We start from the raw sequence: 25,535 nt of genomic DNA, 5'->3' as shown, positions 1-25,535 counted from the left end.
CCGATACAGCCGCACCGCGCGTCTACGCAGCTCGTCGGGGTACTTCCTGTTCGCTGCCACCGCAAACTTCCTTCCTCCAGGCTATGCATGATCAAACCTGGTTCGGAAGCCTCCGAAAAAGCGGGGGAAGCACATTGCACACCGGCTGATCGAAATACGCTGTCTGCCGGCTGCCGGTCACCCGTTCGCCGCGCCACGTCAGTCGAGACCGTCGGCGGAGGCGACCGGATTGGCCCGTGTCCTCAGTCGATATTTCAGCCGGGCCGCGCTGTGTTGCGCCCACCAGATCGCTCGTTTGTAACCGACGGTTCTCTTGCAAAGCCGCAGATACCGGCGCGAACTCCCCGCGTCCACCGCGCGCCTGCCCTCCAGCAACCGCACACACCGCAACGCCAGGTCGAACGACCCATAACAGTAATGCGCGATCATCGCCAGATGCTTCAGCTGCTCGTCGGTCATCCCGTCCGGGTGGACGAAGTCGCGCACATAGACTATATCGGTCTCCAGAATCTGATTCAGCGGCCGGAAAGGATCACCGACCGAGAAGTCGCCGATCACCCATTTCTTCACTTCGCCGGGGATGCAGTGCGGAACGAATCCCTGGCGGCGCAGCTCCACATCGACCTCCCCGAATGGGGGCTGGTGCTGATACAGGGTAATAAATGACACCTCGGTCTGAATTGCCACCGCTTCGGCGAGCTTGCTGCGCCCATTTTGAAATACGGCCAGCTCACCTCCCTGGATGTCAATCTTCAGCAAATCGAGATGCTCGATTTCTCGGATGTCATCGAGGCGCCGGGTGTCGAGTGGGACGCGCTCGATGACCCGGCCGAACGGATCGAAGAGACTGAACAGCCCCTGCGTGACCGGGTCGGGTTCGAGCAGGCTGGTCATCGCCCCCGGCGCCGGACAGACTTTCAGAATTCCGGGGTTGCCATCGCCGAGCGCGTAAGGCAGGTAACGCTCTTTCGGGCCGCATGTCCTTTGTAACTCGAGCAACGCCTCGCGCCCGGGCTCGAAACCTGTCACGCAACACAAACCGGCGTCGAGCATCGGCGTGTACGGCCAGTCGCCGCAGCTACGGCTGGCTCCGGCATCCACGATATGTGTGAGACGCGACGGGGAAAGTATGCCTGGCACAGTGCTCTTCAATCCCTCACCGCCGCTTGCTGTGGTGCTCCGGGTAGAACGGCGTCGACCACCGTGTCGAAGGCAAGCACCGACACACGATACCGGGCGTCCTTTCGAGAAGACGGCCATTGCAGCAAATGCAAGTGACACCGGACCATCCCCCGGCGGGTTCTCGACCGGCACCCACCCAACACCGCGCCGCCTGGCGAGCAATCCGGAAAGCGTTGCAGCCGGACCCGTGAGCGGTGGTTAGAGTTCGGTAGGTGATGGCACGACTCAAGGGTCTCGCGCCACATGCGACCCGCGCGGCCCTGAAGAACTTCGCGGCCGGATTGTTGTGTGCCGCCGGTGTTCCGATGTTCGCCCGGCGGCGACACCGCAACCTGCTCGCCATCGTGATGTTCCACGGTGTGGAAAGCGAACCGCCGTCGCCGGCGTGCTGGCATGTGCTCGGCTCGGTGCTGTACCGACGTCAACTTGAGTACATCCGCAAGCACTTCAACGTCCTTTCGCTCCAAGAGGCCCTCGATCGCCTTGCGGCGGGGACGTTGCCACCGCGCGCCATGGCGATAACGTTCGACGACGGCACCCGCAACCTCGCCACGCACGCGGTCCCGGTGTTGCGCGATCTGAAGCTGCCCGCGGCCGTGTTCCTTGCGACGGGCCTGATTGGCAGCGACGAAGCCCTGTGGCCCGACCAGCTTTGGCTGGCGATCGCCCGCACCGATGCAACCCAGGTCGATCTGGCCGCGCTGGGACTGGGCACTCGTTCGCTCGACGGTACCGCCAACCGCGGTGCAGTCTATGCGGCCGCGGTTGAGCGGATGAAAGATTTAGCCGACGCGCAACGGATCGCCGTACTGGACGAGATGCTCCGGGTGCTGGGCTACCGCGGTGGCGGCGACCGCGGTCCGTTCCGGATGCTCTCCTGGGACGAAGCGCGTGAGATTGCCAGCGACGGCCTGGTGACGCTGTATCCGCACACGGTGACCCACCCGATCCTCGCCCGCTGCAGCGACGACAAGGTCGAGCGAGAGATCGCGAATTCCTGCGCGGCGATTGAGCGTGAGACTGGTTGGACACCAACGATTTTCGCTTACCCTAATGGCCGGCTACAGGATTTCGACGCTCGCGCCAAGGACGTCCTGCGCGGTCGTGGCGTGCGCTGGGCGTTGACGACCACGGCGGGATTCGCCCATCGTCGCTGTGACCCGCTGGCATTGCCGCGGTTGGCGGTCGGCAGCGATTCGTCGTTCGACTACTTCCGGCTCATGGTCTCCGGCGGGCTGCCGCGTCGCTATGGCGGTAGCCGCGGGATGGCCGGCGCAGGCTGAAAGCCTGCCGTCGCCGCGATGCGGCCGCGAGCCACACGTCGTGCAGTGCTTCCCGCCAGCGCGCGACGTCGAACTTGCCGGCGCGCGTGTAAGCGGCCGCGGCCAGACGGTTGCGCAACTCGGCATCGACGATGAGGTTCTGCAGCGCCGCCGCCAGCTGGCCAGGGTTGCCCGGCTTGACCAACACACCGTTCACCCCGTCGGTCACCACTTCCGGTATCGCGCCCACCGGGGTGGTCACCGGTACCACCCCGTTGGCCATCGCCTCCAGCAACGCCATCGGAAGACCCTCGCTGTAGCTGGGTAACACGAATATCACCGATTCGGCCAACAGCCGGTCCCGGTCTGCAGGGCCGACCCACCCGGCGACGTCGATGGTGTCGTCGACTGCGTTGGCGCGGACGAACTCACGCACCTGCTCAACCTCGCCGTCACCGGCCAGCGTGACGCGCAGGTTGGTCCGAATGTCGTTGGGCAGCAAGCTGATTGCCCGGACAAGGTCGTAGCTTCCCTTGTTGGTGCCCAGTCTGCCCAGAGACACCACCGACAATGGTCGGCGGGTGCGCGGCGACGGCGCGTCGCGAGGCATGACCACGGGGTTGTAGAGGAGTCGGGCTCTGGACACCTCGAATCCGAGTCTCGCGGACGACGCCACCATATGAGATTCACCGAGCAGCACCACGTAGTCGGCGCGCAGTGCCGCGCGTACGGCGCGGCGCAGCGGCGCCGGCAGCCCATCGAACCAGGTGAAGAAGTGTGAACTGTGACAATGGATAATCGTCGGGATGCCCCGCATTCGAGCTACGAATAGCGGTAAGGACTTGCGGACGACACTGCCGCGCAACGAAAAGTGGACATGCAGTACGTCGACCACGCCGGCCAGCAGCAGCGCCGAAGCCTTGAGCATGCCCGAGATCCCCGTCCATAGCCAAGCGGGCAGGGAGTCATCGACGTAGGTCGACACGGAGCGGACGTGAAACCGCGGGTCGTTGTCCTCTATCAGCAATTGCGTTACCGCCGCCATGCCGCCGCGGCTGTTGGGTCCAGTCGGTGCGGTCCCGACCGTAAGTACCCGGATCGGATAACGGACCGGCCCTGATGCTGTCGATTGGTTATCGCCTGGGTTGTTCTCGCGGAGCCGTAGTTTAGGCAACGACGAGGCCTCCTGGTTCTGGCTGCGTCCCCGGGCGGGCACCTCGTGCCGGGCTGCCATCGCGACACCTTGATCAGCCGGAACTCTAGCAAGCATCGTGGAGGACTTCACCCAACCGGAACATCGTGATATTTCTCCTCGCCATCAGCGCCCTTCCATCCGTCAGCAGACGGATGGAAAGCGAACCTTATAGCGAGGCCCACACCGGGCAGACACACCGCCCAGGGTGGGGAATTACGTGACAGCCGGGGTGGGGAATTACGTGACGGACAACCCCTCAAACCTGGGGAAATCCGTGACCGCTGACAACCTCGGAGACGGTAGCGCTAGTTCGGGCCGCATGTCCTTTTGCAAGTCCGGCAACGCCTCACGTCTGGCCCGGATCCTGTCACGCGACACAAACCGGCGTTGAGCCTCGGCGTGTAAGGCCAGTCGCCGCAGGTCCGGCTGCGCCCGATATCGACGATGTGTGTGAGATGCGACGGCGAAAGTATCAATCGTGCGGTTTGTTCTCGGGCTCGTCGAAAACCGGCTAGTCCTGCTCAGCCGTTCATCATTCGGCTTGGCCACTGACGACACCCTCGGCAGCTCGGCCGTGCCATAACGATTGGCTCAGTGGGTGCGCGATCAGCGGCGCCCGCGATTCAGGTCTATTTGCCTTCGACGCGGCTTCAACCCTGCATACTGTTCCGGTGATGGGTCGGAAATATGTGGGCAGAGTCATTGCACTGGCCGCTGTCATCGGATTGTTGACCGTCAGCGCCCCCGCATCATGGGGCGAGCCCACCGAACCGGGCACCACAACCGAGCCCGGCGAACCGGCCCGAACGACGGCCTCGTTGACCCTGTCGTTGTCCGATATCGGTTCCAGCTCCACCATGGCTTTCTACGGCTTGGACGGAACGATCCAGCTGAGCGTGCCGGTCCCGCGCGGGCTGACACCGGCAGCTTTGAACGCGATTGTGGAACCGCCGATCAACCTGCGCTCCGGGATGATCACCGTCACGCAGGACGAGCGCCAAATCGCGAAGGTGAACCTGCCCACCACCGACCAAGCGCCGATCGTCATCCCGTTGGCCGGAGCAAAAGTGATCAACGATTCGGCGACGGTGTTACTGCGCGCCCATCTGGTGCCGCAAGAGGGATTCTGCGTCTACCCATGGAGCCCGTTGCGTCTGATCAACGGAACCGTCGGCTATACCGGGGTCGAACAGCCGCCCACCACGGTGGCCCACTTCCTGCCGCCGGTGCTGCGGAAACTGACCATATTTCTGCCGGAATCGCCGTCGGCAGCCGAGTCCGACACGGCAATTCGAGTGGCCACCTCCGCCGCCGCGCACTACGGCAAACAGAATCCGGAGATCGTCGTGGTGCCGTTGAAAGAGGGGCAGCCCGGGCCGCCGACGCCGCCGTCACCGCAGGAACGCCAGATCGTCGTCAAAGAGGGACCCGACAACGGGCTTTCCCTTCAAGGCGCCACCGGCGTGCCGTGGCTGTTGATCTCCGGACCGCTCGGGCCGAGCAACGCGTCCGACACAGCTTTGCTGTTCAGCGACCTGTCCGGGTTGGCGCTGGCTTCCAAGGCTGTCGTCACATCGCTGCAGAACGGCATCCAACTGCCCGGCGACACCACCACGCTGCGTGAGCTGGGGCAGTCCGTGGTCAACTCCACGGGGCTGCAACCACGGGTGGTGATCGGGCTGGACCAGACCCGGTTTGGCAGATCCATCCACTCGGTTCGAGTGCATCTGCGGGGGTCCTACTCTCCGACGCCGACCACGATGAGCGGTCAGATAGAAGTAACGGTCGGCCCGGAAATCATCGACCACTGGCCCACCGACGGCCACGGCGCCATTGACCGCTGGATCGATGTCCCGGATCGGCTCCTGCAGCGGTGGACCGGTCTTACTGTGACGCTGGATATTTCGGGCAACGTTGGACGTTGCGGAGACTTCTACGTCGCCGGCGCCGGAGACCAGCTGCTGTCGTTGACCATCAACGGCGACACCACCGTGCAGAGCAGCCCCGCCAGGCCGCCGGTGCCCGATGGCCTGTCATCGGTGCCGCAGGCACTCATGCCCAAGGTCCAGGTGGGCATCGAGCCGCACTCGTTCAGTGACACCGCACGCGCCGTCGACATCATGGTTGGCCTACAGCGAACCAGCTCGATACCCATCGACACCGCCGTGACGAGCCCGCACCAAGCGATCGATTCGTCAAATCCGGCGATCGTGATCGCCGCTGACGGGTGGAACCACCCCGACATCGTGCTTCCGGTGTCCGCGGGGCCCACCGGGCCAATCACTATCAATGCCTTGGGATCCGACGGCAAGCCCACCAAGCTCGCACTGGACCCGACACTGCGGTTCGCATCTCTTCAGACGGTCTTCAACCGCGGCCGGTCACTGCTGATCGCAACCTCCAACGGCGCGTCCGCGCAGCTCGACGACCTCCTCAGATGGCTCGACGCCGACAGTAGCCGGTGGCCGAGCGTCAAAGGTGTCGCGCTGGTGGCGGTACCCGGACAAGACCCGGTGACGGTCGATCGCCTGGGCATGCCCGGCCCGGTTGCGGCATCCCAGAGTCACTCGGACTGGGGATGGCTGTGGTGGTTCGGCGGAGCGTGGGCGGTGCTGGCCGTCGCCGGTGCCGCGGTGATCGTGCTGCGCAGCCGCCGCGGAAGGCTGCGGGGCTGATATGGCTTGGCTGTCCCCTATGTCCGGGGTGTCCAGGGTGAACTTCGCCTCGCGTCGTTAGCCGCTCACGGTCAACAGGGAATATAAGTGGAACCCAGGGGAAATAAGTTAATCTCACGCTACAAGAAAACCTACGGCATTCCGGCCGAGGTGAACATCACCGAGCAGATGATATTAGCTCATTGGGATCTGGAAAAACAGTTAACGTCAGAACTGCGGCAATCGGCCCCAGAAGACCGGTGGGATACTTTCGATCACTGCTACACCCGCCTCTACGCGGAATTTGAGTGGCTCAATCAGTTTTCTGGGAAAGCCGATCCGCAAATGCCCCACCAGAAATTCGCGAGATGGCTCGAACTGATTGGGCAGCCTCCGAAATCGATCTATGAAATCGGTTCCGGCCAGGGCGGCCTTATTTCGTTCCTGGCGGCTGGTGGTTATGAATGTCGAGGCACGGAGATCACTCGCGAACGGGGGCAGAAATTGATGCCCGAGTCGCGCGCGAATCTTTCCTGGGGGATATCCGACGGCGTGCACCTCGATGAGTTCGAACGTCCCGAAACTTACGACATCCTGGTGTCCGACCAGGTCATCGAGCATATCCATCCCGACGATCTGGATAGTCATTTACGAAGCGCCCACACAATATTGAAAAACGGTGGTAGATATATCTTCAACACCCCTCATCGATATACCGGGCCGCACGACGTCTCGCGCGTGTTCAAACGCGACGAGGCGGCGGGAATGCACCTGAAAGAATACACATGCCGCGAACTGGTTGAAGCTGCGCAGCGGGCCGGTTACCGCTCCATACATTATGGATTTGTGCCCAGGCGATTCCGCATCATGCTCACGGCGTTGGGCGTAAAAAGATCCGCCGGACCGGACGCGGCGGGGATTCTATTCCTGCGGACCGAATTTGCGACGGAAAGATTTCTGCGCATCTTACGTCCGCCCGCACTGCGCCGTGGGTGCGGAACAGTGTTTGCCAAGTTTGGCGTTTTCTCCGAAACCCTCTCCATCGTCGCCGAGAAATGAAATTCGCGCGGTTCCGCGGTCAAGGCCGGCGAGCCACGACCTCTGCGATGACGGCCAGCAAGCGATCCGCGACATGGTCGACGGCGAATCGCCGCGCGTAGTGGCGTGCTGCCGCGGCGCCCTGTCGTGCCGCGGCGGCCGGGTCGGCCAGCGCGTCGAAGGCGGCGGCCAGACCGGCCACGTCGTCGATACCGATTGGCGGGCGGCCCGGCGGCTGGTATTCGGGCAGGGCACCGGCGGTGGACACGATCGGCATCACGCCCAGCTGCATCGAGAGCACCTGCACGCCGCTTTGTGAAGCGTGCCGGTAGTGGGCGACCGAGCCCTTCGCGGCGGCCAGCGTCGTAACGACGTCGCGGTAGCGATAGCTGCCGGGAAGCCAGCGGGTGTGTTTGGGCAGCGGGCCGGCGTCCAGTGGCCCGCCGATGAGCACCAGGTTGTCACCGCGCCAGCCGCCGCCGACGTGTCGCTGCCAGGCTTGCAGCACCACCTCGACGTTCTTGTAGGGGTGGAGCCGGCCGATCATCACGAAGTCATGGCGTCCTTCGGGCCCAACCAGCGGTGGCACCAGGGCCGGGGCCAGGTCGCTGGTGAGCGGTACGACACGCAGCCGGGTGCCCGCGACGTCGCGGCGGGTGGCGACGGCCGCGGCGACGTAGTCGCTGTAGGTTACGGTGGCCGCCGAGCGGGCGCCCCAGCGGTCAAAGAGGGCATGTTCGTAGGCCGGCCGGTGTTCGACGGCGTCGTGCGGCCTGTCGTCGTGTACCAGCTGTATGCGCGGAGCCCGCCCGGCCAGTGCGATCCAGCGGGGATCGCGAACCAGCTCGGCGATCACGACGTGCGGCCGGTAGTCACGGACGCGGCGCCACGCCCTGAGGCTCGCGGGCCAGGTTGCCGCGGTGCGAAACCGTGGATCGAGCACCAACTCGTAGTCACGGGCGTCGTCAGACTCCGGATGCTGGTCGGAGGTCACCAGCAGGACCTCGGCCCCGTGCCGGATCAGCACCTCCGCCTGCACCCGTGCCAGCGGCCGCATCCACGGTGAAAGCCAAAGCACCCGAGGCGAATTCAAAGCACTGCGTCGATCGCATCGAGGTAGGCATCGGCCATTGCGGCAACCGTGTAGTGCTGTTGCATCCGTTCGAAGCCGCGCCGTCCCACCGATGGCAGCGCGGCGGGATCTGCCAGGATCTTGGCCAGCTGTTCTCGCCATCCCGACACCGACACCGGTTCGACGACGAACCCCGCCCTCCCGAAGTCCAGCATTTCCGGCACCGCGCAAACCGCCGACGCCGCAACCGGCACCGCCCGGGCCATCGCCTCGAGAATCACCAGCGGGAAGGCCTCGGAACGACTTGGGACACAAAGCAGATCGGCGTCGGCCAGTGCCGGACCGGGGCCCGCCGACCAGCCGCGCCACTGAACCCGATCGCCCAACTCGGCAGGAGTGCGCGCCTGCAAACGCTGCTGGTCGGGACCGTCACCGAAAACCGAAAGCCTCCATCGCATATCGGTGAGGCCGCCGAGCGCCTCGATCAATAGGTGCGGGTTCTTGTGCTCGACGATCCGCGAGAGCATCATCAGGTGCGGCGGCTCACCGGCGCCCCGGATCGTGGGGGCCGGGTCACCGGCCGCGGCGACGCCGTTGGGTGCGACGAATCGCCGTACCCCAAGCCGATGGTGCGCGGTCAGCATCTCCCAATGACGTTGCGCCAGCACAATAAACCCGTCGGCACGGCACATCGCCGCGGTCAGGGGCCGGGAGTAGATGGGCCCGTCGTCTTCCGGCGGAATGTGCGCGGCGACCAACCAGCGCCGGCTCTTGGCAGCTGCGCGCCACAGGGTGGCAAATCCGGTCTCGGTGTTGGTGTCGCCGCTGATGAGCACCGCCGGACCCGCCGGAACGTCGACGATCGGCGCCCACCAGGGCTGGCGGACCACCCGCACGCTGTGCGGAATCTCGTTGATCAGCGGGCCGAACCGCTGCACGCAGACAATGGTGACCGGATAGCCGCGGCGGTCCAACTCCGTTGCCAACAGCGCCTTTTGACGCTCGGCACCGCCGTACACCAGGCGGTTGGTGACGATCACGATCGCCGGCCGGCCCGTTCCGCGGCCGGCCGCAGCGCTGCTGCCGGCGGCGCGCTTCGATCGCTGCAGTCGCTCCGCCAGCTTGGTGGCGGCCAGGTAGACGTCCGCGTGGTGAACGCTGTGTTGATGTTCGAGAAGCAGCGCGGCATTGGTGCGCGCCAAGTCTTGGTTGCGGTCGTGTTCGGCAGCCGCGACGGCACCCTGGTGAGTCGAGCCGGTAACGTGCGCACCCGTGCCGGTTACCGGATTACCCCGGTCGGCGCCCACTTCGTCGGCCAGCAGAATGCGCCAACCCGCCGCGCGGGCCCGGTTTTGCCAGTCGGCTGCCTCGCCGTAGCAAAAGAACTCCTCGTCGAAACCGCCGATGGCATTCCATGCCGCGCGGCTGATCGCCAGACAGGTAGCTCCCAAACAGCCTTCGATGCTATGGGATTCGGGTGGCTGGCGGGCGTAGCGGGGCGAGATCGGCGTGCTGCGCAGCGTGTCGGAGTAGCCGGCAGCGGCAACCAGCGCCCGGATCAGGGTCTGGCCGCGAGTCGCGATATCCCACGGTGGCCGACCGGGTGCGGTGTCGTCACACACCAGCGGCGACACTGCCGCCACCCGAGGCCGGCGAAGCAATTCTCTGGTGCGGGTCAACGGTCCCCGCACCCGGGCATCAGCGTTGAGCAACAGCAGATCGGTGTCGCTCGGTGTGTGCGTCACCAGCGCATTGACGGCCGCGGCGAAGCCACGGTTCGCCGGTCCCGACACCCAGTGGACCGCCGGGTGGCCGGCGGCCAGTTCCTCGCGACCGGGGCATCCCCCGCCGCGGCTGTCATAGACATAGACGGGCAGCTCAGGCAAATGCTCGGCGACACTGTGAAGGCACCTCTCGAGGCCGTCGTGACTCTTGCAGGACACGATCAGCACCGCAAGTGACCGGTCCGACGGCAGCGTGGGCGGGTCGCCGACTGGGCGTTGCAGATATGCCCGGTCCAGTTCGCGGGTCATGCCGCTTCCCGTACCAGGCCCGCGGGACCGCGGAGGCCGTCGTCGCCGCAACCGCCGGAAGGATAACCGCAGCGACACCAGAGCAGCAGCGCGGCAACGACATTCGCTCTTGATACCGGCACCGTCAGTCCTCGGTGAGTGCCGTGCCCGGGTGGCGGTCGTTGACGATCCGGGCCGGATAGCCCGCGACGTCGACGTCGTTCGGCACCGATTTGGTGACCACCGCGCCCGGTCGGATGGCGACGCGGTTGCCGACGTCGGCGCCCAGCACCATCGCCATCGGCGAGATGAACACGTCGTCGCCGATGGTCGGGAAGTGGCCCGGACGCCCTTCTCCTATCGTCACCCCGTGATGAATCCGGCAATTCGCGCCGACCCGAGCTTTGTAGTGCACGACTATCAGGCCGGCGTGGGCGATCGACAGACCCGGACCAAAGACGTTGCGCGGGATGTCGAATCCGAGCCGTTCACCCAAGAACTTGGTTCGCAGCCGCAGATATGCGGCGACGACGTGTGCTGCCGGCGTCCGGGCAGTATTTGTCCAATACTCGGATTTGCGCAGCAGGCGCTGAAAATGGGCCGGGCGCTTCAGAATTCGGTGGCGGAGTCGCCAACGCTGCAGGCCGTGTGCTTTCAGGTCCGCTGCCAGGTATGCCCGCAGGTCCTCGCGAGTCCTGATCACGGGCACACCGTACTACACGGATCAATCAGGTGACCGGGCTTTACTTGTGGTACTGCCGGGCCCAGGCGTCCCGGTGATAGCGCGTCCGTATCACCGGCCGGACGCCCGGGGCACGCGCGGTCCGTTCTCACGGTCATGCCACCGGCTGATTGCGGCGTAACGAGCTCAGGGTCTGCCAGGTGACCGGGCCGAACGCTGCGCTGGTTGCCAGGTATGCGGCAGCGGCAGCACCCAGTACGAGAGCCACGTGCTGACCCGAAAGCAGCAGTGTCACCGCGACACTCGCCGCGGTCGGTAGCAGCAACCGCAGCAAGAACGTCACCGGCGTGCGGTAACCGCACTGACGGTGTAGGCACCAGCCGGCAATCATCATGTTGGCCAGCTCCGTGCACACCAGCGCGATGCCGGCGCCCACCGCGCCCAGCCGCCCGCCCAGGGCGAGGTTGAGCACGACGTTGAACGCGAGGGTGGCGACCGACAGCCAGAACCAGAACCGCTGGCGGTGGCTGGCGAACAGACCCTCGCCCAGGGTGGTGGTGACGAACCGCAACGCCACCGCGACGAAGAGCAACGCCAGCGTCGGCGTGCCGCGGCCAACGAATGCCTGGTTGCCGAACAACCTGATCAGCGGTCCGGCGAGTAACGCACCGACAACGGCGACCGGGACCGCCAGGAAATACATCAGTTCGACACTGCGGCGGATGAAGCCGGCAAATGCCGCGACATCGCGCGAAAACAGCCCGGTGGCCGTCGAGAGTGTGGACTTGAGGAAGAACACCGACACCACCAGGGTGTTGAGCGCGATCGAGGACGCCAGGCCGTAGACGCCTACCTCGGAATGGGTGTTCACCAAGGACAAGATCACGCCGTCGGCGCGCCAGTACAGGACGGTGATCATTGTCACGCCCATCGGAAAGAGGCTCTCCCGCAACAGATCCGCGGCCTCGCGCAGCGCGAAGCTGGGACGCAACGAAACATGCCGCGCGGCAGCGCTGCTCTGGATCAGCACCTGCAGGGTCGTGGGAATGAGCTGTACTACCGCGAACCAGATGACGTCGGCTCGTCCCGCTACCAGAAACGCGATCACGGCCAGCGTGGCCAACCGCCCGACGACGTCGGAGACCGCCACCGCGAAGAACCGCACAGTGGTCTGAAACACCGGCTCGAGCCGTGTCGTCATCGTCACGATGAGCAGTTGCGTCGACAACACCACGAGCATCACCCGCACTTGGTGGTCGCGGTACAGCAGCAATCCCGTTCCCGCCGCCAACGCCGCGAGCGGAACGCAATACAGCAGGGACAGCCCGTTGTAGATCCGGACCAGGCGCTCCAGATCGTCGCGGCCCGAGGTCACGCGACGCACGATCACCCGCCCGACACCAAGATCGACCAGGCTTGCCCACATTCCGATGAATGCGACCGCGATGGTGAGCTGGCCGTAGCGGTCGGGACCCAGGTAACGAGCGGTCATTGCCACCGAGACCACCGAGGCCAGCATCCCCAGCATCCGGCAGATCAGCTGGATCGAGAACGCGTGAGCCAACCGCGCGACCGGCACCGATGGAGCGACCGCACCGGGTGCCGTCGGCTCAGTCATGGCTCACGGCCACCTAGTATGCTCCGTGACCCGCCAAGACGGCTTTCACCGTCTTGGCGATGATCATGAGATCACCCGCCATCGACCAATTGTCGACGTACGACAGATCCAGCCGGACCGACTCTTCCCAGGTAAGTTCTGAGCGGCCGCTTACCTGCCATATTCCGGTAACGCCCGGCTTCACCAGGAGCCGCCGCTTCACATCACCGTTGTAGTTGTCGACTTCTCGGCTCAACGGAGGCCGCGGCCCGACCACGCTCATGTCCTGCTTGATGACATTGACGAATTGGGGGAGCTCGTCGATGCTGAATCTGCGGAGTAATCTGCCGACAGGCGTGACCCGGGGATCTTGACGCATCTTGAACAATATTCCACCGGCGCCCTGATTCATCGATAACAGGCGGCCGATTTGTGTGTCGGCGTCCACCTCCATTGTTCGGAGTTTAAGCATCATGAAGGGCTCGCCATTGATACCTATACGTTCGGAACGGTAGAAGACCGGTCCTTTGCTGGTCAGCTTGATCGCGATAGCAGATGCAATGAGAAGTGGCGATACCAGGATCAGCGCCGCCAGCGCGAAACAGAAGTCGAATGCCGGCTTTTGAAAGCGCTGGGCTCCGGTGTATAGCGGCTTTTCGACATGCAGCAGCGGGAATCCGGCGACCGGCCGCACGGTCAATCGCGCTTCCGCGATGTCCATCACCCCCGGCGACAACACCAGGTCCACGTCCATCGTCTCCAGCTGCCACATCAAGTTTCTGATCGCGTGCTCGCCGAGATGCTCGGTCTGAGTCACCACCACCGTGTCCGCACCGCAACCGTCAAGCGCTGCCACCGCATAGGATTCGTCTCCGAGAATCGGGACTTTGCGGCCTTCGACCGTCAGGGTTTCGCCGCGCGGCGGGCCATACCCGGGAATGCAGACACCGACGACGACGTAGCCGTCGAGTGGGTTACGGTCCAGTTCATGTGCCAGGCGTGAAAGTCCTTGGCGGTCTCCGATAGCCAGCGACATCGTCTGGTATTCGCCGTGGGCTCGCTTCCGGCGGATATACCTGCGCCAGCTGTTGCGGCTCGTCAGCAACCCCAGGGTGCCGACGGGAAGCGCCACCGCCAGATAGCCCCGGGCCAAGTCAATCTTGGCGAGAAGCGTCACCATCGCGATGATCCCGAATGTCCAAAATGACGCGCTGCTGATTCGCCGGTACTCGTCGATTCCCACGCCGATAACGTGCGGTGATCTCGTGTGGAATATCGCCAGAGAAGAAAGCCACAGCGCTGCGAAGAGAAAGGAGAACAGCGTCATCACCGGGCCCGGGTAACCCGACTTGTTCGGCGAATCGCCGAAGCGGACGTATTGGGCGAGCATGACCGAGCCGAAGACGATCACCGAGTCGGTGATCAGCAGCCGCTGTGAATACCGCTGCTGCCAGCGCCCGACTGTATTGCGATCGGGCGTGCGCACCGGAGCCAGACCTACCGGCGAATTGTCGGTTCGGCGGTGAAGTAACGGGATCACGCTGGCTCGCTTTCCCTTACACGGTTGCTGGTTCGGGCTGCGCCGCATCGCGGACGGCGCCGGTGATACCGGGGTGATCACGTGGCGGCGAGCCCACGCAGTACGCGCTGGGATAGCAGATCAGCTGCGCGCGCGCGGTACGGAGCACGGCGACAGGGCCCTGCAGCAAATAACGGCGGGCCAACCGCCGCGGCTCGCTGATCAACCGGTGCAACCATTCCAGCCCGAATTTCTGCATCCAACCCGGAGCCCGTTTGGTCTTGCCGGCCAGGAAGTCGATGGCACCGCCACAGGGCAGCAAAACCCGGGCACCCGTCGCGCAGCCGTACCGGTCAACCCACTGTTCTTGACGCGGCTTGCCGAGGCTGACTATCAGGATGTCGGTGCGCGCGGCGCGGATGGCCGCCGCCACCCGCTCAGAAAGCGATTCGATGTCATCTGCGTCCGGTGCCCACATCCCCGAAATGGCAAGCGCTGGACGACGTTTCCGCAAGAAGCGGGCAAGCAGGCGGTGGGTTTCGGCGCTGCCGCCAAAAAAGCCGACCCGCTGTCCGGTCTTTTCGGCCAGCGCCAACACGCTGGGAAGCAGGTCGGCCCCGGCGACCCGGGGCCACGGCTTGCCGGTGAGCAGTTGGCCCCGCCAGGCGATCGGCATGCCGTCGGCCAGTAACAGCCAGTCCAGCGGACCGGTGGGCGCCGGCATGACCCTGCGGAAGTGGTACAGGTGGTCGAGATTCACCGAGCCCACGGCCAGACTCGCTGTGGGTGAGGATTGCAGTCGCGACGCAATGATCGACAGCACGTCGCCGAACTCCCGGCGCTCGACTATGGTGCCGCCGATGATCATGCGCACACCGGTTCCCGGCAGCGTGTCCACGATCATGAGCCGACGCCCTGCTCGATGTCCTGCTCGATGCCTTGGCGGAGTACCGGATGCCGCCACGCAGAGCGATTCGGAGAACCTAGCCATTGACCGGCCATGTCAAGGCCTACGTGTATCCGGCAGCCGGCGGGCGGGTCATCACCGTGGGGACAATCCCGTATCGGGGTCCGACAGATCTGCCCGGACCGGTCAAACCGGTCCGCGGCGCCGCGCCCAATAGGCTTGGCGCCGCGTTGGCAGCATCAAGGCCGTTCGGCAACGCGGCGGCGGCGCCCATGTTCGCGGTCGGGATCACGCTGGTCCAGCTCGCCGGCACCGACAACGGGCCCAGCGAGGCCGCATTGCCCATGCTGCCCACCACGCCGGGACCCACGGACGCGATCAGACTTTCCCCCGAGCTGGCCGCACCCGCTGCCCCTTCTACCGCCGCTTTCGCAGCAGCAGCTGCCCCACTCGCCAAACCCTGTGCGGTTTGGGCGATTCCGAGGATGGACGACATCGAATACAGCGGGGTCGCCGCGGCGATGAAATAGCTGGGAAGTGCGTAGACCGGGACGGTTGCAAGGGTGGGCATCAGCGACGACAAGGAGCCTAGAAGGCCGGAGAGGGGTGATGCCAGCCCGTCCAGCATGGCCGGAACCGAGGACACGAGGCCGGCCAGCGATAGTTGCTCTGTTCCCGAGGCAGCTGCGGCCTGGGCGACGGCGGTGCTCTGTCCGGCCAGACCAACCGGATTGATGACCTCCGGGGGCGAGATCAACAGGGTCAGTTCACAAGCGGTCGCCGAATTTGCGGCATATTCATACATCGCCGCGGCGTCTTGCGCCCACATCATGCCGTATTCGGCTTCGGTGGCCGCGATCGCGGTCGAATTCTGACCGAAGAAGTTGGTGGCGACCAGTGCCGCCAGCAGAGCCCGGTTGGCTGCGACCACCGGCGGCGGCACCGTCATCATGAACGCAGCCTCATAGCCCTCGACGGCAAGCACGGCCTGACTGGCCGTTTCCGCCGCCCGCGCGGCGACCCCGGCCGTCCACGCCACATAGGGCCCGAGTGCCGACGCCATGGACAGTGATGCGGGGCCCAGCCAGCGTCCGCTGGTCAGTCCCGCGATCACCGACCGGTAATAACCTGCGGTCGAGTGCAATTCGGCGGCCAAGCTGTCCCACATCGCCGCGGCCGCCGCCAGCGATCCCGGGCCGGGGCCGGCATACATCCGTGCGGAGTTGATCTCCGGCGGTAAGGCACCGAAATCCATCACGTCAAACCCTGGCCGTAGCTAGGCTCCTGAGATGCGGCGAAGCGCAACCCCCTCGCGGCGGAGTCGGCGGGCGGCATTTCAGCTGCAGGAGCTCCTGAAGCCAGCTTTCCGCCCGTCATAGCGGAGCCCCGGTGGCGAATGACGTTCACTTCTCCCCTGACGCGTGCAGGCTGACGGATACGGAGCCGAGCTGCAGTGCTCGCTCGGACCGTCAGTATCCGGACTCGTTACCTACCCTCATTGGCGTAAAGATTTCAGCAGGCCAGTAAACTGACAGTCGTATGATAGCGGTTCTAACATCCAATCCGTATCGTTTTCGTCCGCTGAGCCACGGGTCGTTTTCGTCCGCTGAGCCACGGGGCAGCCCGCTTTCCCGGCTCGGCGTTCAGTAGCGCCTACTGGGCCGATCGCGGTGACCACACCGCCCACCCAAGCACCGCGACTGCACCCTGATGACCCTCATGAAGTCTTGGCCGGGTCCGGGTGCGATGGCACTACGGGTGCGACGGGCTCCAATCTCGCGGCAGGTCCCCCGCATCGAGCGGCGTGCTCAGAAAAACGGATTGCTGTTCGAGTACCGCTTCGCCTCTTCGGGGCGCGGGCCGTAACGCCGGATGTACTCCTCGTGCATCTTCGCGTCTTTCTTCCGCTTGATCGCATCAACCAGGTTCGGGTCCAACCCATGCTGGGCCAGGCGGTGCCGCCGCCACACCTTGTTCAGCGCGAGCGAGATCAGCAACGCCCAAATGTAGATCGGTAGCGTCATCTCTAGATGCACGTACAGCGAGGCGGGCAGTAGCCAGAACGGTGCCAGTACCAGCAGCGGCGGTATCGCCGTCAGGAGCATGAACCGGCGGACCGCTCCCTTGCCGGCCAGATCCCGTGCGACCCAACTTCGCATCGAGTCGGGCAGGCGTCGAAGGCCGTACGAATACGCGAGGTATTGCAGGAAATTGGGTCGCCCAGCCGCCGGAGAAGTCATCGCCGCTCCCCGTGGTTCGGTCGTTCCCGTGTATACCCGTGCATACCCGCAAGCGTTCGGTCTGGCCGTCGCACCGCCGGGGACGGTGCTTGCCAACGATGATCCGCTCCAGAAGCAGGCGGGGCAATCGCGAGCAGCGGCTCAACTGGGGCGACCGCATCGGCCGGACGCACCCGGGCCTGGGGCCGCCGCTACCCGTCGCTGTTGGAATCCCTTAACTGCAAAACACTTTCATCCCGCGGGCGTTTCGCGGCCATTCGCGGACCGTGCGGGCGACCGGTCACGGATGTGCGGCGAGATACGTTTCGTTGCTCAGACCAGCGGTCAGTTCCTCGACGTCGAACGGCCGGCGCAGCCGGGCGCGGAGCTTCTGCGGGTCGACAAGGAGCCGGACTTCGGCGGTTTGCTCGGCAAACAGCCGACCGATGAGTGGGTAGATCCGCCGCATGACCGCGCGCTCGGCGGGTGTGCAGCGTGACGCGCAATAGCCGACATGGCCTATCTCGTCGGTCAGGATTTCGCTGTAGAGCAGTTCGATTCGCCCGGCGACGTCGGGTTCGTCGGCGAACAGTTCGATGCCGACGCGGCGCAGTTCGTCGAACACGATGCAGCCGGCCATCTCCGCGGCCCCGACGAATACGAAGCCCAACCTTTCCGGCAGGAACACGCCTGCCTTGACGAGCTGTCGCATAAGAAACGGCGGAGCGGCCACCTGGAATGGCAGATCGAAAATGTCCAACGCGTATGCCAGCAACCGGGTGTGGTAGTGCTCTTCGAGTTCCACATATACCCGCTCGGGCGCCACATCCTCAGCGCTGTTGCGCCCGTAGGTTTCGCCAAGTCCCACGCCGAAGCGTTCTGCCTGATTGAGCTTCGCCGTGGCCAGCAGGAACAGCATTTTTGGGTCCAGCCCCGGTTCGGGTCGCCGCCGGCGCAGGTTACGAAGAAACGTCGATCGGTCCGCCGGACGGGCCGACCGCACCGGGTGTGCCTCGAGGTCTTTGATGAACTCTTCCCGATTGGTCAGGCGCCGGTTGAGCAGGTCCGCTTCGCCGTCGCGCCGCGCCAGGAAGTCCCTGTAGCCATCGATACCGGTTGTCTTCATCGTGTCTCCATCCCTTTGACAATCGTGGTTACGTACCGGCTCAACGCGGCATCCGCTGTCGGAGAATGGTGTACACCGGTGGCAAGGAGGGCGTAGAGCCCGGTCAAGAAGAACACCGCGAGGTCGCGCGCGTCCGCATCCGGCGTGACCTGCCCCGCGTCCTGCGCCCGGCTGATCGCGGCGATCAAGAACTCCGCAAGCGGGTGCCGGCTCAACTCGTCCTCGCCCGGGCGCGTCGATGAGAAGTGCAAACCCAGCATGTCCCGGAAAACCACTGTCCCCAGCCGACGTTCAGCCTCCTGCACGTGGTGCACCAACAGGGAAAGCACCGATATCAGATCGCCGGCCTCGGCCCGGGCGCCGACGAGTTCGGCGACGATCCGGGTCTCCTCGTTTCGCTCCAACTCGACCAGCACTTGTTCCTTGGTGGGGAAGTGGAAGTAGAACGTCCCCCTTACCACCCCTGCCGTCGCGGCGATGGAGCTGACGTCGGCGCCGGCTATTCCGTTGCGCCCGATCTCCGCCAACGCGGCGTCGAACAGACGTGCCCGTGTTTCGAGCCGTCGAGCCTCTCGGATGCCGGCCGGTGATTCCGCCGCGGTGCTGTCCTGTGGTGACCGCACCGGCACACCGTACGTCCATTCACTGGCACCCGTCAATGACGGTCGTCAGCGAATGTGCGGAGTCGTCACCGCCGTCACCGTCAAGGTCAACGCTTGGGCAGGCCGGGACGCCATGACGACCCGTTCGCAGCCGAAAAACCTGCCAGGTCAGCAAGGCCACCGAGAGCACGGTGCCAACCAGGCCGAGCACGAATCCGGCGACGCTCACCGTGGCACGCTGCAGGGGTCGATCATGAGCGTGAAGGCTACTGCCCACCGGGTGTTCGAAGTCGAAGGGCGGCGGAGTCCGGTGAGGCCGCACAGTGACGCCAGCCAGGTTGTCGCGGGGCCTTCGATAACGGTAATGCGTTGCGGCGGAGGCGATCCGGCGGCCAAGTCTGATGAAGTTCCAAATTTCGACTGAACATTTGCTAAGACCGCGTTTCGCGAGCGGTGCCGCCTACTGCCGCGGCCCTAAAGTCGGGGCATGAGCACCAAGTACTACCTGCAGAAAGTGCCCGTCGAATCGGTGGAACCGGGCTTTTCGTTGGCCGTTGAGCACGACGGCGACTATCACCTGTTCCAGGTCGACTGCACGCAAATGTCGCGGCGCAGCGGCCAACCGGTGATGATCAGGCTCGCCTCGGAGCCAGTTGACGGCGGCGATCCGTGGATCGTGGAGTACGAAGCGGGTACGCCGGTGGTCCGGCTCCTCGGTGTCTGCGAGCCCGCCTCGTAGCTCGCTTCAGCACGGACCGCTAGGAATTCCGCGGGCGGGTGTCGTCTCCTGCGTGGGCATTACCTGAGGGAAGGGCACCCGATACGGAGGAGTGACCTTCGCGAAAGTTGCGACGGTGTCTGGAACGCATTGCACCTGCGGCGGAATGGCCTGCAATGCGGGGTGGTCCAAGTTCGGTGGCGCTGGGTTGGGCGGGACGGCGAAGTTGAACGTCGACGTCATATCGCCGGTCACGCTTCGTCGCCAGGCACTCAGGTTGGGGACCGGCACACCGAACCGCTTCTCGAGCAACCGCAGCTGCGAGGTGTGGTCGAAGGTGTCATGCACCATCAGCGGGCCACGGCTGTAGGGAGAGATGACGAAGCAGGGCACGCGATAACCCAGACCGATCGGCCCGCGGATGCCGCCCGAACCCGTGACCGCGTCGATATCGGGCACCGTGACGTACTCGCCGGGAGTTCCCGGTGGCGCAGTGGGCGGTGTCACGTGGTCAAAGAAGCCCCCGTTCTCGTCGAAGCTGACGATCAACGCGGTCTTTTCCCACACCTGGGGATTGGACAGCAAGATGCGGAGGATATTCACGATCGCGGTGCCGCCGACGGCCGGTGTTATCGGTAGTCCGGGATGCTCGGACACCTGAAACCCGGGCAGCACCCACGAAACCTGGGGCAGCCTGTTGGCTGCGACGTCGGCGACGAAGTCCAAGGGATAAGTCGGGGCGATGCCGTTGCGGGCAATGTTGGAACGCGGATCCTGAGCCTGCTTGAAGTCAACGAGCATGCCGTTGTAACCGATGACCGTGTTGTTGAGCGCTCCCAGAAGCTTGTTTTGGTACACCTTCCAACTGATGCCGGCATCGCTGAGGTTGTCCGGCATGGTGCGCCAACTGAATTGGGCTTGCGGTTGGATAGTGGGGTCTACCAGCAGCGGACCGCCCGCAACGCCGTCGGGGTCGATCCAGGCGCTTATCCAGTACAGCCGGTTGGGCGAAGTTCCGCCCAGCAGCGAACAGTAATAGCCATCACAGATGGTGAAGGTGTCAGCCAGCATGTAGTGGATCGGTTGGTCTCGGCGGGTGTAATAACCCATCGACACCGGGACATTGCCCTGCAGCGTTTGTTGTTGCGCCTGCGCTGGCAACCAATTGTCGTTGGCGCCGTTGTTCCAGGACTGGTGGATGGTGATCCATTGGTGGGCGGGGTCGTTCACGCACGCGCCATTGAGGACCGGGCCCCTGGTGGTGTCAAAACGGTACGGGATGGTCACGCCGGCGGGGTCAATCGACTGGGTCTGCGGGTTCCAGCCTTTTTGCTGGAATGCTGGCGAAGGCGTGTCGAATCCATTGACGCCCGACAGCGTGCCGAAGAAGTGATCGAATGACCGGTTCTCCTGCAACATCAACACGAAGTGCTCGATATCGGTCAAATGGCCGGAGCAAGGGCCGGCCCCGTAAGCCCTTTCGATCACCGGGCCAGCCAACGACATCAACGCCCCGGCGCTGCCTGCGGCGGCGATTCTAGCCATGAACTCCCGCCGCGACATCCCATCGACTGGGTGCTTACTCACCACCGTGTCCTTCCCGCATACATTGCGGTTCAGGGTAGATTTGCGGCGACGATTCACCACGACGCGAATCCGGTGTGTCGTGCGCCGGTTTTTTGGCGTTGTTCGCCAAAAGCAGTGCGTCGTTTTCGAAACGGGCGAGCCTTCCTGGAATTCCGGGCACACACTGGCCGCGGCTTTCGGGGTTGTGGCGCCGGTTGGATTAACCGAAGATGTTGCGCCGCAGGGTTTTCCATTCGCCCAGTCAAAGGTTTGCGCGCCGATCAAATCACCCGAGCATCCACGGATCGGTGCTCACCGGGGCTTGGTGGCCGCGACGAACTGCACCGCCCGCTGTGTCTGCTGCTCGATGTCGACCAGACCGGCCGAGGAGAACAGGTCGACGAAGCTGCGTCGGTCGAACATGGCAAGCCCGATCAGATTGGCTGTTGCGGTCAGCGCCTTACGGACTGGCGCCGCTTGCCCGGAATAGCTGGTGAGGATCGCGATCCGGCCGCCGGGCCGCAGTACCCGCAGCATTTCGCGGGTGATGTCGAACGGTTCGGGCATCAGGTACAGCGCGCCGAAACAGCAGACCGCATCGAATGTTTCGTCGTCGAACGGCAACACGCGGGCGTCGCCGCGGACGTAACAGGTCTGCGGCCCGTCGTTGTCCACCACGGCACGAGTCAGCATCGGTTCGGAAATGTCGAACCCCACCGCGAGAGCCCCGGCCGGCAGACAGCGGGCCAGCGGTGCGGTGAAATTCCCCGGGCCACACGCTACATCGAGCAACCGGTGAGCAGTCGAAAGGCGCAACGCCGCGGCGGCACGCCGCTGCTCGGCCCGGGCGGTGATACCGCTGGCGAGGTAGAAGGACGTCGGACGCCACAACCGCTCGTACACGGTCGCGACCAACCGGCTGTTCATCGCCCGCTGCGCAAACGTCGGAACCGGCGAACTCGTCGATTCGCCCAACACGTCGAGGAAGCCGTGCCGCAGCACGGCGGCCGTATTGAGCAGACCACGGGTCGACTCGCGCGGATCCTGGCTGGTGTTCATCGCAGGTCTGGTCCAAGAGGCCGGGGTTTAATTGTCTGGTGTCAGGCTAATCTGCGCCGTGCGGTGTTGCTGCAGCGGCAGCCGACGCCATAGCCTGGGGCGGATCGGGCCGCGAGCCGGGCTTGGCGCCGTGGCGGATTGGACGGGATGGCCGAATTGACCGGCGCTAGGACAGCAGAGCTCGCCGGAATGGACATCTTCGCGGGATGTCCGGCCGATGACCTGCTGCCACTGGCTGCCCGCCTGGCTCCGCTGCGTTCCCCGGCCGGCCAGGTCCTGATGCGGCAGGGTGAACAGGCGGTGTCCTTTCTGCTCATCTCGTCGGGTAGTGCCGAGGTCATCCATGTCGGCGACGACGGTGCGGTGATCGTCGAGCAGGCGCTGCCGGGCATGATCGTCGGGGAAATTGCCTTGTTGCGGGACATCCCGCGGACAGCGACGGTCACCACCGTCGAGCCGCTGAGCGGTTGGATCGGTGGCAGCGACGCCCTGGACCGGATGGTCAACATCCCCGGGATCATGGAGCGGCTGGTGCGCACGGTCCGCCAGCGCCTGGCCGCGTTCATCACCCCCGTCCCGGTACGGATTCGCGACGGAACCCAACTGCTGCTGCGCCCGGTGCTGCCCGGCGACAGCGAACGCACCGTACACGGGCACATCCACTTCTCCGGCGAGACGATCTATCGGCGGTTCATGTCGGCCCGGGTTCCTGACGCGGCGATGATGCACTACCTGTCCGAGGTGGACTACGTCGACCACTTCGTGTGGGTGATGATCGACGGCATCGACCCCGTGGCCGACGCGCGTTTCATCCGTGACGAACATGATCCGACGGTCGCCGAAATCGCGTTTACCGTCGCCGATGCCTATCAGGGCAGGGGGATCGGCAGCTTTCTGATCGGCGCGCTGTCCGTCGCCGCCCGCGTCGGCGGCGTCGAGAGGTTCTCCGCGCGGATGCTTTCGGACAACGTGCCGATGCGCACCATCATGGACCGCCACGGCGCGATCTGGCAGCGCGAGGACATCGGGGTCATCACCACGGTCATCGACGTGCCCGGCCCGCGTGATCTGGGCTTCGGGCGCGAGCTGGCCGAGCAGATCAGGAGAGTGGCCCGCCAGGTAATCGAGGCCGTGAGCTGAGGGCCGGCGACCATGCGGCCGTTGTGGATTGGCGTGATGGCGACGGCGCTGGCGGCTGCCTGTGCGCAATCGCCGGCGCCGGTGACCGCGCCGACCCCTACCTCGCCGTCGGCTCATCGCGGGACCGTCAACCCGGCCAACATCAAAAGAATCAGCCGTGAGCTGCCGCCAGGTTACGAAGTGACCAGGGACATTCCCGCGGCGGCGTCACCGCGACTGATTTTCGGTCTCGGCGCCAACGCGACCGCCCAGCCCGCACCATGCGCGACCCTCGCCGACCCCGGCGACGGCCGCGACCAGTCCGCGCGGGGGGTGTCCGGGTCGGGGGAGGGCGGCATCGTGGACGCCGTCGTGGTGGCCGTGCGGCCGGGGCCGGTGGTGCCGGGAAGCGACCTGGTTGCCGGCTGTGGGCAGTGGACGATGTCGGACGGACACACCACCGCCGGCATCCGTCTCATCGACCCGCCGCGCATCGACGGCGCGCAAACCCTCGGCATGGTGGCCGACGTCCGCACATCCGTGGAGTCTGGCACCGAAATCGATTCGCGCACCTATACTTTCGTCGCCTACCTGGGCGACTACTACGCGTTCACCACGCTGACCACCGACCCCGGGTCCATACTTCCGCCGCTGCCACCGCGGTTCGCCGCCGATCTGCTGGTCAAAACGGTGTCGACGTTACGGGGCTGAGCAACCGCATTGGGTAGGGTGGCCACGATGTCGAAGGTGGTGCTGGCGCTGGCAGCGGGGTGCCTGCTCGTCGGTTGTTCGCCGGGCTCCTCCCAGTCGCCGAAGGCCGACATCGCCAAGGTCATCGACGTGAAGTCCGGCTTCGGACCGGGGTTCACGGTCAACGACGTCCCGCCGAGGGCAATCGATCCACAGTTCTTCGCGGCCCGCAAGCTGCCCGACGGCCTGAGTTTCGATCCGGCGAACTGCGCGAAAGCGGCCGTGGGCCCACAGATGCCTCCCGGTGTGCAGGGCAATATGGCCGCGGTAACAGCCGAGGGCGACGGGAACCGATTCGTGGTGATCGCGGTGGAGACCTCACAACAGCTACCGTTCAACGACCCGGGCAAAGAATGCGGCAGGATCGCCTTCTCCGGCGCACAGGTGCGAGGCGGCATCGAGGTGGTTGCCGCGCCGCACATCGACGGCGCCCAGACACTGGGCGTGCATCGCGTGCTGCAGGCGCTGGTCGACGGGTCGACCCGCACCGGCGAACTTTACGACTACTCCGCGCAGTTCGGTTACTACCAGGTCAACGTGATCGCCAATCCGCTGGTGATTCCGAATCAGCCGGTTGCGCCGGTCGATGTCCAGCGTGCCCGCGACCTGCTGGTCAAGGCGGTGGTCGCGATCCGGGGTTGACAGCGGCCGCTAGCTGCTAGCGCACGTCGCGGGGCCGGAACTGGATGCTGACCCGCGGACCGGTCGGCGCTGACGTCTTGGGCACCGCATGCTCCCAGGTGCGTTGACACGATCCGCCCATCACCAGCAGGTCGCCGTGCGCCAGCGGGAAGCGCAACGAGGTTCCGCCGCCGCGCGGGCGCAGCGCGAAGACCCGGGTCGCGCCGAGGCTGACGATCGCCACCATGGTGTCCTCGGTGCTGCTGCGGCCAATGGTGTCGCCGTGCCAGGCGACGCTGTCGGAGCCGTCCCGGTAGTAGCACAGCCCGACGGTGGTGAACGGCTCACCCAGTTCACCGCCGTAGATGTCGTTGAGGCGCCGGCGAATCCGCGCGAGTTGCGGATGCGGCGGGTTCTCGACCGTCAGGTCGTGAAAACTCACCAGCCGCGGCACGTCGACCACCCGGTCGTACATCTGGCGCCGTTCGGAGCGCCACGGCACCGTGCTCAGCAGCGCCGCCAGCAGGTCGTCGCCACCGTGCAGCCAGCCCACGCGGATGTCGATGAAGGCGCCGTTGCCGAGTTGTCTTCGCTCGTTGTGTTCGAACAGCGAGCCCTGAACCGCGAACGCCACG

Annotated in this window: 23 protein-coding genes; 7 read left to right on the top strand and 16 right to left on the bottom strand. The window is 65.1% G+C overall.

Features of this window, described 5'->3' with window-relative positions:
• Positions 1-198 precede the first annotated feature (198 nt).
• Positions 199-1,101 (bottom strand): FkbM family methyltransferase, encoded by a 903-nt coding sequence (locus EET03_RS21695; RefSeq protein WP_244232476.1) that lies wholly within the window; start codon positions 1,099-1,101, stop codon positions 199-201.
• Between the two features lie 296 nt (positions 1,102-1,397).
• Here EET03_RS21695 and EET03_RS21690 point away from each other — a divergent pair, with 296 nt between their 5' ends.
• Positions 1,398-2,465, top strand: a complete 1,068-nt coding sequence (locus tag EET03_RS21690) for a polysaccharide deacetylase family protein (RefSeq protein WP_075544801.1) — start codon at positions 1,398-1,400, stop codon at positions 2,463-2,465.
• Here the strand turns inward: EET03_RS21690 and EET03_RS21685 are convergent.
• Positions 2,401-3,678: a glycosyltransferase family 4 protein gene (locus EET03_RS21685; protein ID WP_167470679.1), complete on the bottom strand. Its 1,278-nt coding sequence runs from the start codon at positions 3,676-3,678 to the stop codon at positions 2,401-2,403. The two genes, EET03_RS21690 and EET03_RS21685, sit on opposite strands and share 65 nt — an antisense overlap.
• Positions 3,679-4,313: 635 nt before the next feature.
• Here EET03_RS21685 and EET03_RS21675 point away from each other — a divergent pair.
• Together EET03_RS21675 and EET03_RS21670 are read left to right on the top strand one after the other, a co-directional pair.
• The gene (locus tag EET03_RS21675; RefSeq protein WP_075544803.1) at positions 4,314-6,314 is read left to right on the top strand and encodes a hypothetical protein; all 2,001 of its coding nucleotides are present in this window, start codon (positions 4,314-4,316) and stop codon (positions 6,312-6,314) included.
• Positions 6,315-6,401: 87 nt separating this feature from the next.
• Positions 6,402-7,352, top strand: coding sequence for a class I SAM-dependent methyltransferase (locus tag EET03_RS21670; RefSeq protein ID WP_075544804.1), 951 nt, complete (start codon positions 6,402-6,404; stop codon positions 7,350-7,352).
• Positions 7,353-7,371: 19 nt separating this feature from the next.
• On the opposite strand, the gene EET03_RS21665 is transcribed toward EET03_RS21670, so the two are convergent.
• The 11 genes from EET03_RS21665 to EET03_RS21615 all read right to left on the bottom strand — a co-directional run bounded on the left by EET03_RS21665 (position 7,372) and on the right by EET03_RS21615 (position 19,296).
• Positions 7,372-8,409, bottom strand: coding sequence for a glycosyltransferase (locus EET03_RS21665; RefSeq protein ID WP_208649114.1), 1,038 nt, complete (start codon positions 8,407-8,409; stop codon positions 7,372-7,374).
• A gap of 11 nt (positions 8,410-8,420) precedes the next feature.
• Positions 8,421-10,436: a glycosyltransferase gene (locus EET03_RS21660; protein ID WP_075544806.1), complete on the bottom strand. Its 2,016-nt coding sequence runs from the start codon at positions 10,434-10,436 to the stop codon at positions 8,421-8,423.
• Positions 10,437-10,560: 124 nt separating this feature from the next.
• Positions 10,561-11,118, bottom strand: coding sequence for a serine O-acetyltransferase (locus EET03_RS21655; protein WP_063471186.1), 558 nt, complete (start codon positions 11,116-11,118; stop codon positions 10,561-10,563).
• 133 nt (positions 11,119-11,251) lie between these two features.
• On the bottom strand, positions 11,252-12,715 hold the full coding sequence (locus EET03_RS21650) for a flippase (RefSeq protein WP_063471185.1): 1,464 nt from the start codon (positions 12,713-12,715) through the stop codon (positions 11,252-11,254).
• Between the two features lie 13 nt (positions 12,716-12,728).
• The gene (locus EET03_RS21645; RefSeq protein ID WP_425271547.1) at positions 12,729-14,234 is read right to left on the bottom strand and encodes a sugar transferase; all 1,506 of its coding nucleotides are present in this window, start codon (positions 14,232-14,234) and stop codon (positions 12,729-12,731) included.
• Positions 14,235-14,250: 16 nt separating this feature from the next.
• Positions 14,251-15,117 (bottom strand): WecB/TagA/CpsF family glycosyltransferase, encoded by an 867-nt coding sequence (locus EET03_RS21640; protein WP_244232475.1) that lies wholly within the window; start codon positions 15,115-15,117, stop codon positions 14,251-14,253.
• 106 nt (positions 15,118-15,223) lie between these two features.
• Entirely contained in the window at positions 15,224-16,378 is a 1,155-nt protein-coding gene (locus EET03_RS21635) for a PPE family protein (RefSeq protein WP_063471183.1), read from the bottom strand.
• Positions 16,379-16,928: 550 nt separating this feature from the next.
• Positions 16,929-17,360 (bottom strand): DUF5313 domain-containing protein, encoded by a 432-nt coding sequence (locus EET03_RS21630; protein WP_063471182.1) that lies wholly within the window; start codon positions 17,358-17,360, stop codon positions 16,929-16,931.
• Between the two features lie 280 nt (positions 17,361-17,640).
• Positions 17,641-18,465: a hypothetical protein gene (locus EET03_RS21625; protein ID WP_075544808.1), complete on the bottom strand. Its 825-nt coding sequence runs from the start codon at positions 18,463-18,465 to the stop codon at positions 17,641-17,643.
• Positions 18,462-19,088 (bottom strand): TetR/AcrR family transcriptional regulator, encoded by a 627-nt coding sequence (locus tag EET03_RS21620; protein ID WP_075544844.1) that lies wholly within the window; start codon positions 19,086-19,088, stop codon positions 18,462-18,464. Before EET03_RS21620 ends, EET03_RS21625 begins: the two co-directional genes overlap by 4 nt.
• Positions 19,089-19,107: 19 nt before the next feature.
• Positions 19,108-19,296 carry a hypothetical protein gene (locus EET03_RS21615; protein ID WP_075544809.1) on the bottom strand — a complete coding sequence of 63 codons (189 nt, stop codon included), beginning with the start codon at positions 19,294-19,296 and terminating at the stop codon, positions 19,108-19,110.
• Between the two features lie 258 nt (positions 19,297-19,554).
• Here EET03_RS21615 and EET03_RS21610 point away from each other — a divergent pair, with 258 nt between their 5' ends.
• Positions 19,555-19,806, top strand: coding sequence for a hypothetical protein (locus EET03_RS21610; RefSeq protein WP_075544810.1), 252 nt, complete (start codon positions 19,555-19,557; stop codon positions 19,804-19,806).
• A gap of 6 nt (positions 19,807-19,812) precedes the next feature.
• On the opposite strand, the gene EET03_RS21605 is transcribed toward EET03_RS21610, so the two are convergent.
• Complete coding sequence (locus tag EET03_RS21605) at positions 19,813-21,348, bottom strand: phospholipase C (protein ID WP_075544811.1); 1,536 nt, start codon at positions 21,346-21,348, stop codon at positions 19,813-19,815.
• Positions 21,349-21,663: 315 nt separating this feature from the next.
• A complete protein-coding gene (locus EET03_RS21600) occupies positions 21,664-22,410 on the bottom strand; it encodes a class I SAM-dependent methyltransferase (RefSeq protein WP_075544812.1) in 747 nt (248 codons plus the stop codon).
• Positions 22,411-22,548: 138 nt separating this feature from the next.
• On the opposite strand from EET03_RS21600, the gene EET03_RS21595 reads away from it, so the two are divergent.
• Genes EET03_RS21595 through EET03_RS21585 form a run of 3 tightly spaced genes read left to right on the top strand, consistent with a single transcriptional unit; the run spans position 22,549 to position 24,921 of the window.
• Positions 22,549-23,550, top strand: coding sequence for a GNAT family N-acetyltransferase (locus EET03_RS21595; RefSeq protein WP_122508824.1), 1,002 nt, complete (start codon positions 22,549-22,551; stop codon positions 23,548-23,550).
• A gap of 12 nt (positions 23,551-23,562) precedes the next feature.
• The gene (locus EET03_RS21590; protein WP_075544814.1) at positions 23,563-24,240 is read left to right on the top strand and encodes a DUF5642 family protein; all 678 of its coding nucleotides are present in this window, start codon (positions 23,563-23,565) and stop codon (positions 24,238-24,240) included.
• Between the two features lie 27 nt (positions 24,241-24,267).
• Positions 24,268-24,921 (top strand): DUF5642 family protein, encoded by a 654-nt coding sequence (locus EET03_RS21585; protein ID WP_075544845.1) that lies wholly within the window; start codon positions 24,268-24,270, stop codon positions 24,919-24,921.
• 16 nt (positions 24,922-24,937) lie between these two features.
• Here the strand turns inward: EET03_RS21585 and EET03_RS21580 are convergent, their stop codons facing one another.
• Entirely contained in the window at positions 24,938-25,534 is a 597-nt protein-coding gene (locus EET03_RS21580) for an alpha-ketoglutarate-dependent dioxygenase AlkB family protein (RefSeq protein ID WP_208649112.1), read from the bottom strand.
• Position 25,535: the final 1 nt, after the last annotated feature.

This window comes from Mycobacterium innocens (genome assembly GCF_900566055.1).
Lineage (GTDB): Bacteria > Actinomycetota > Actinomycetes > Mycobacteriales > Mycobacteriaceae > Mycobacterium > Mycobacterium innocens.
This window is presented reverse-complemented; position numbering and strand designations above follow the sequence as displayed.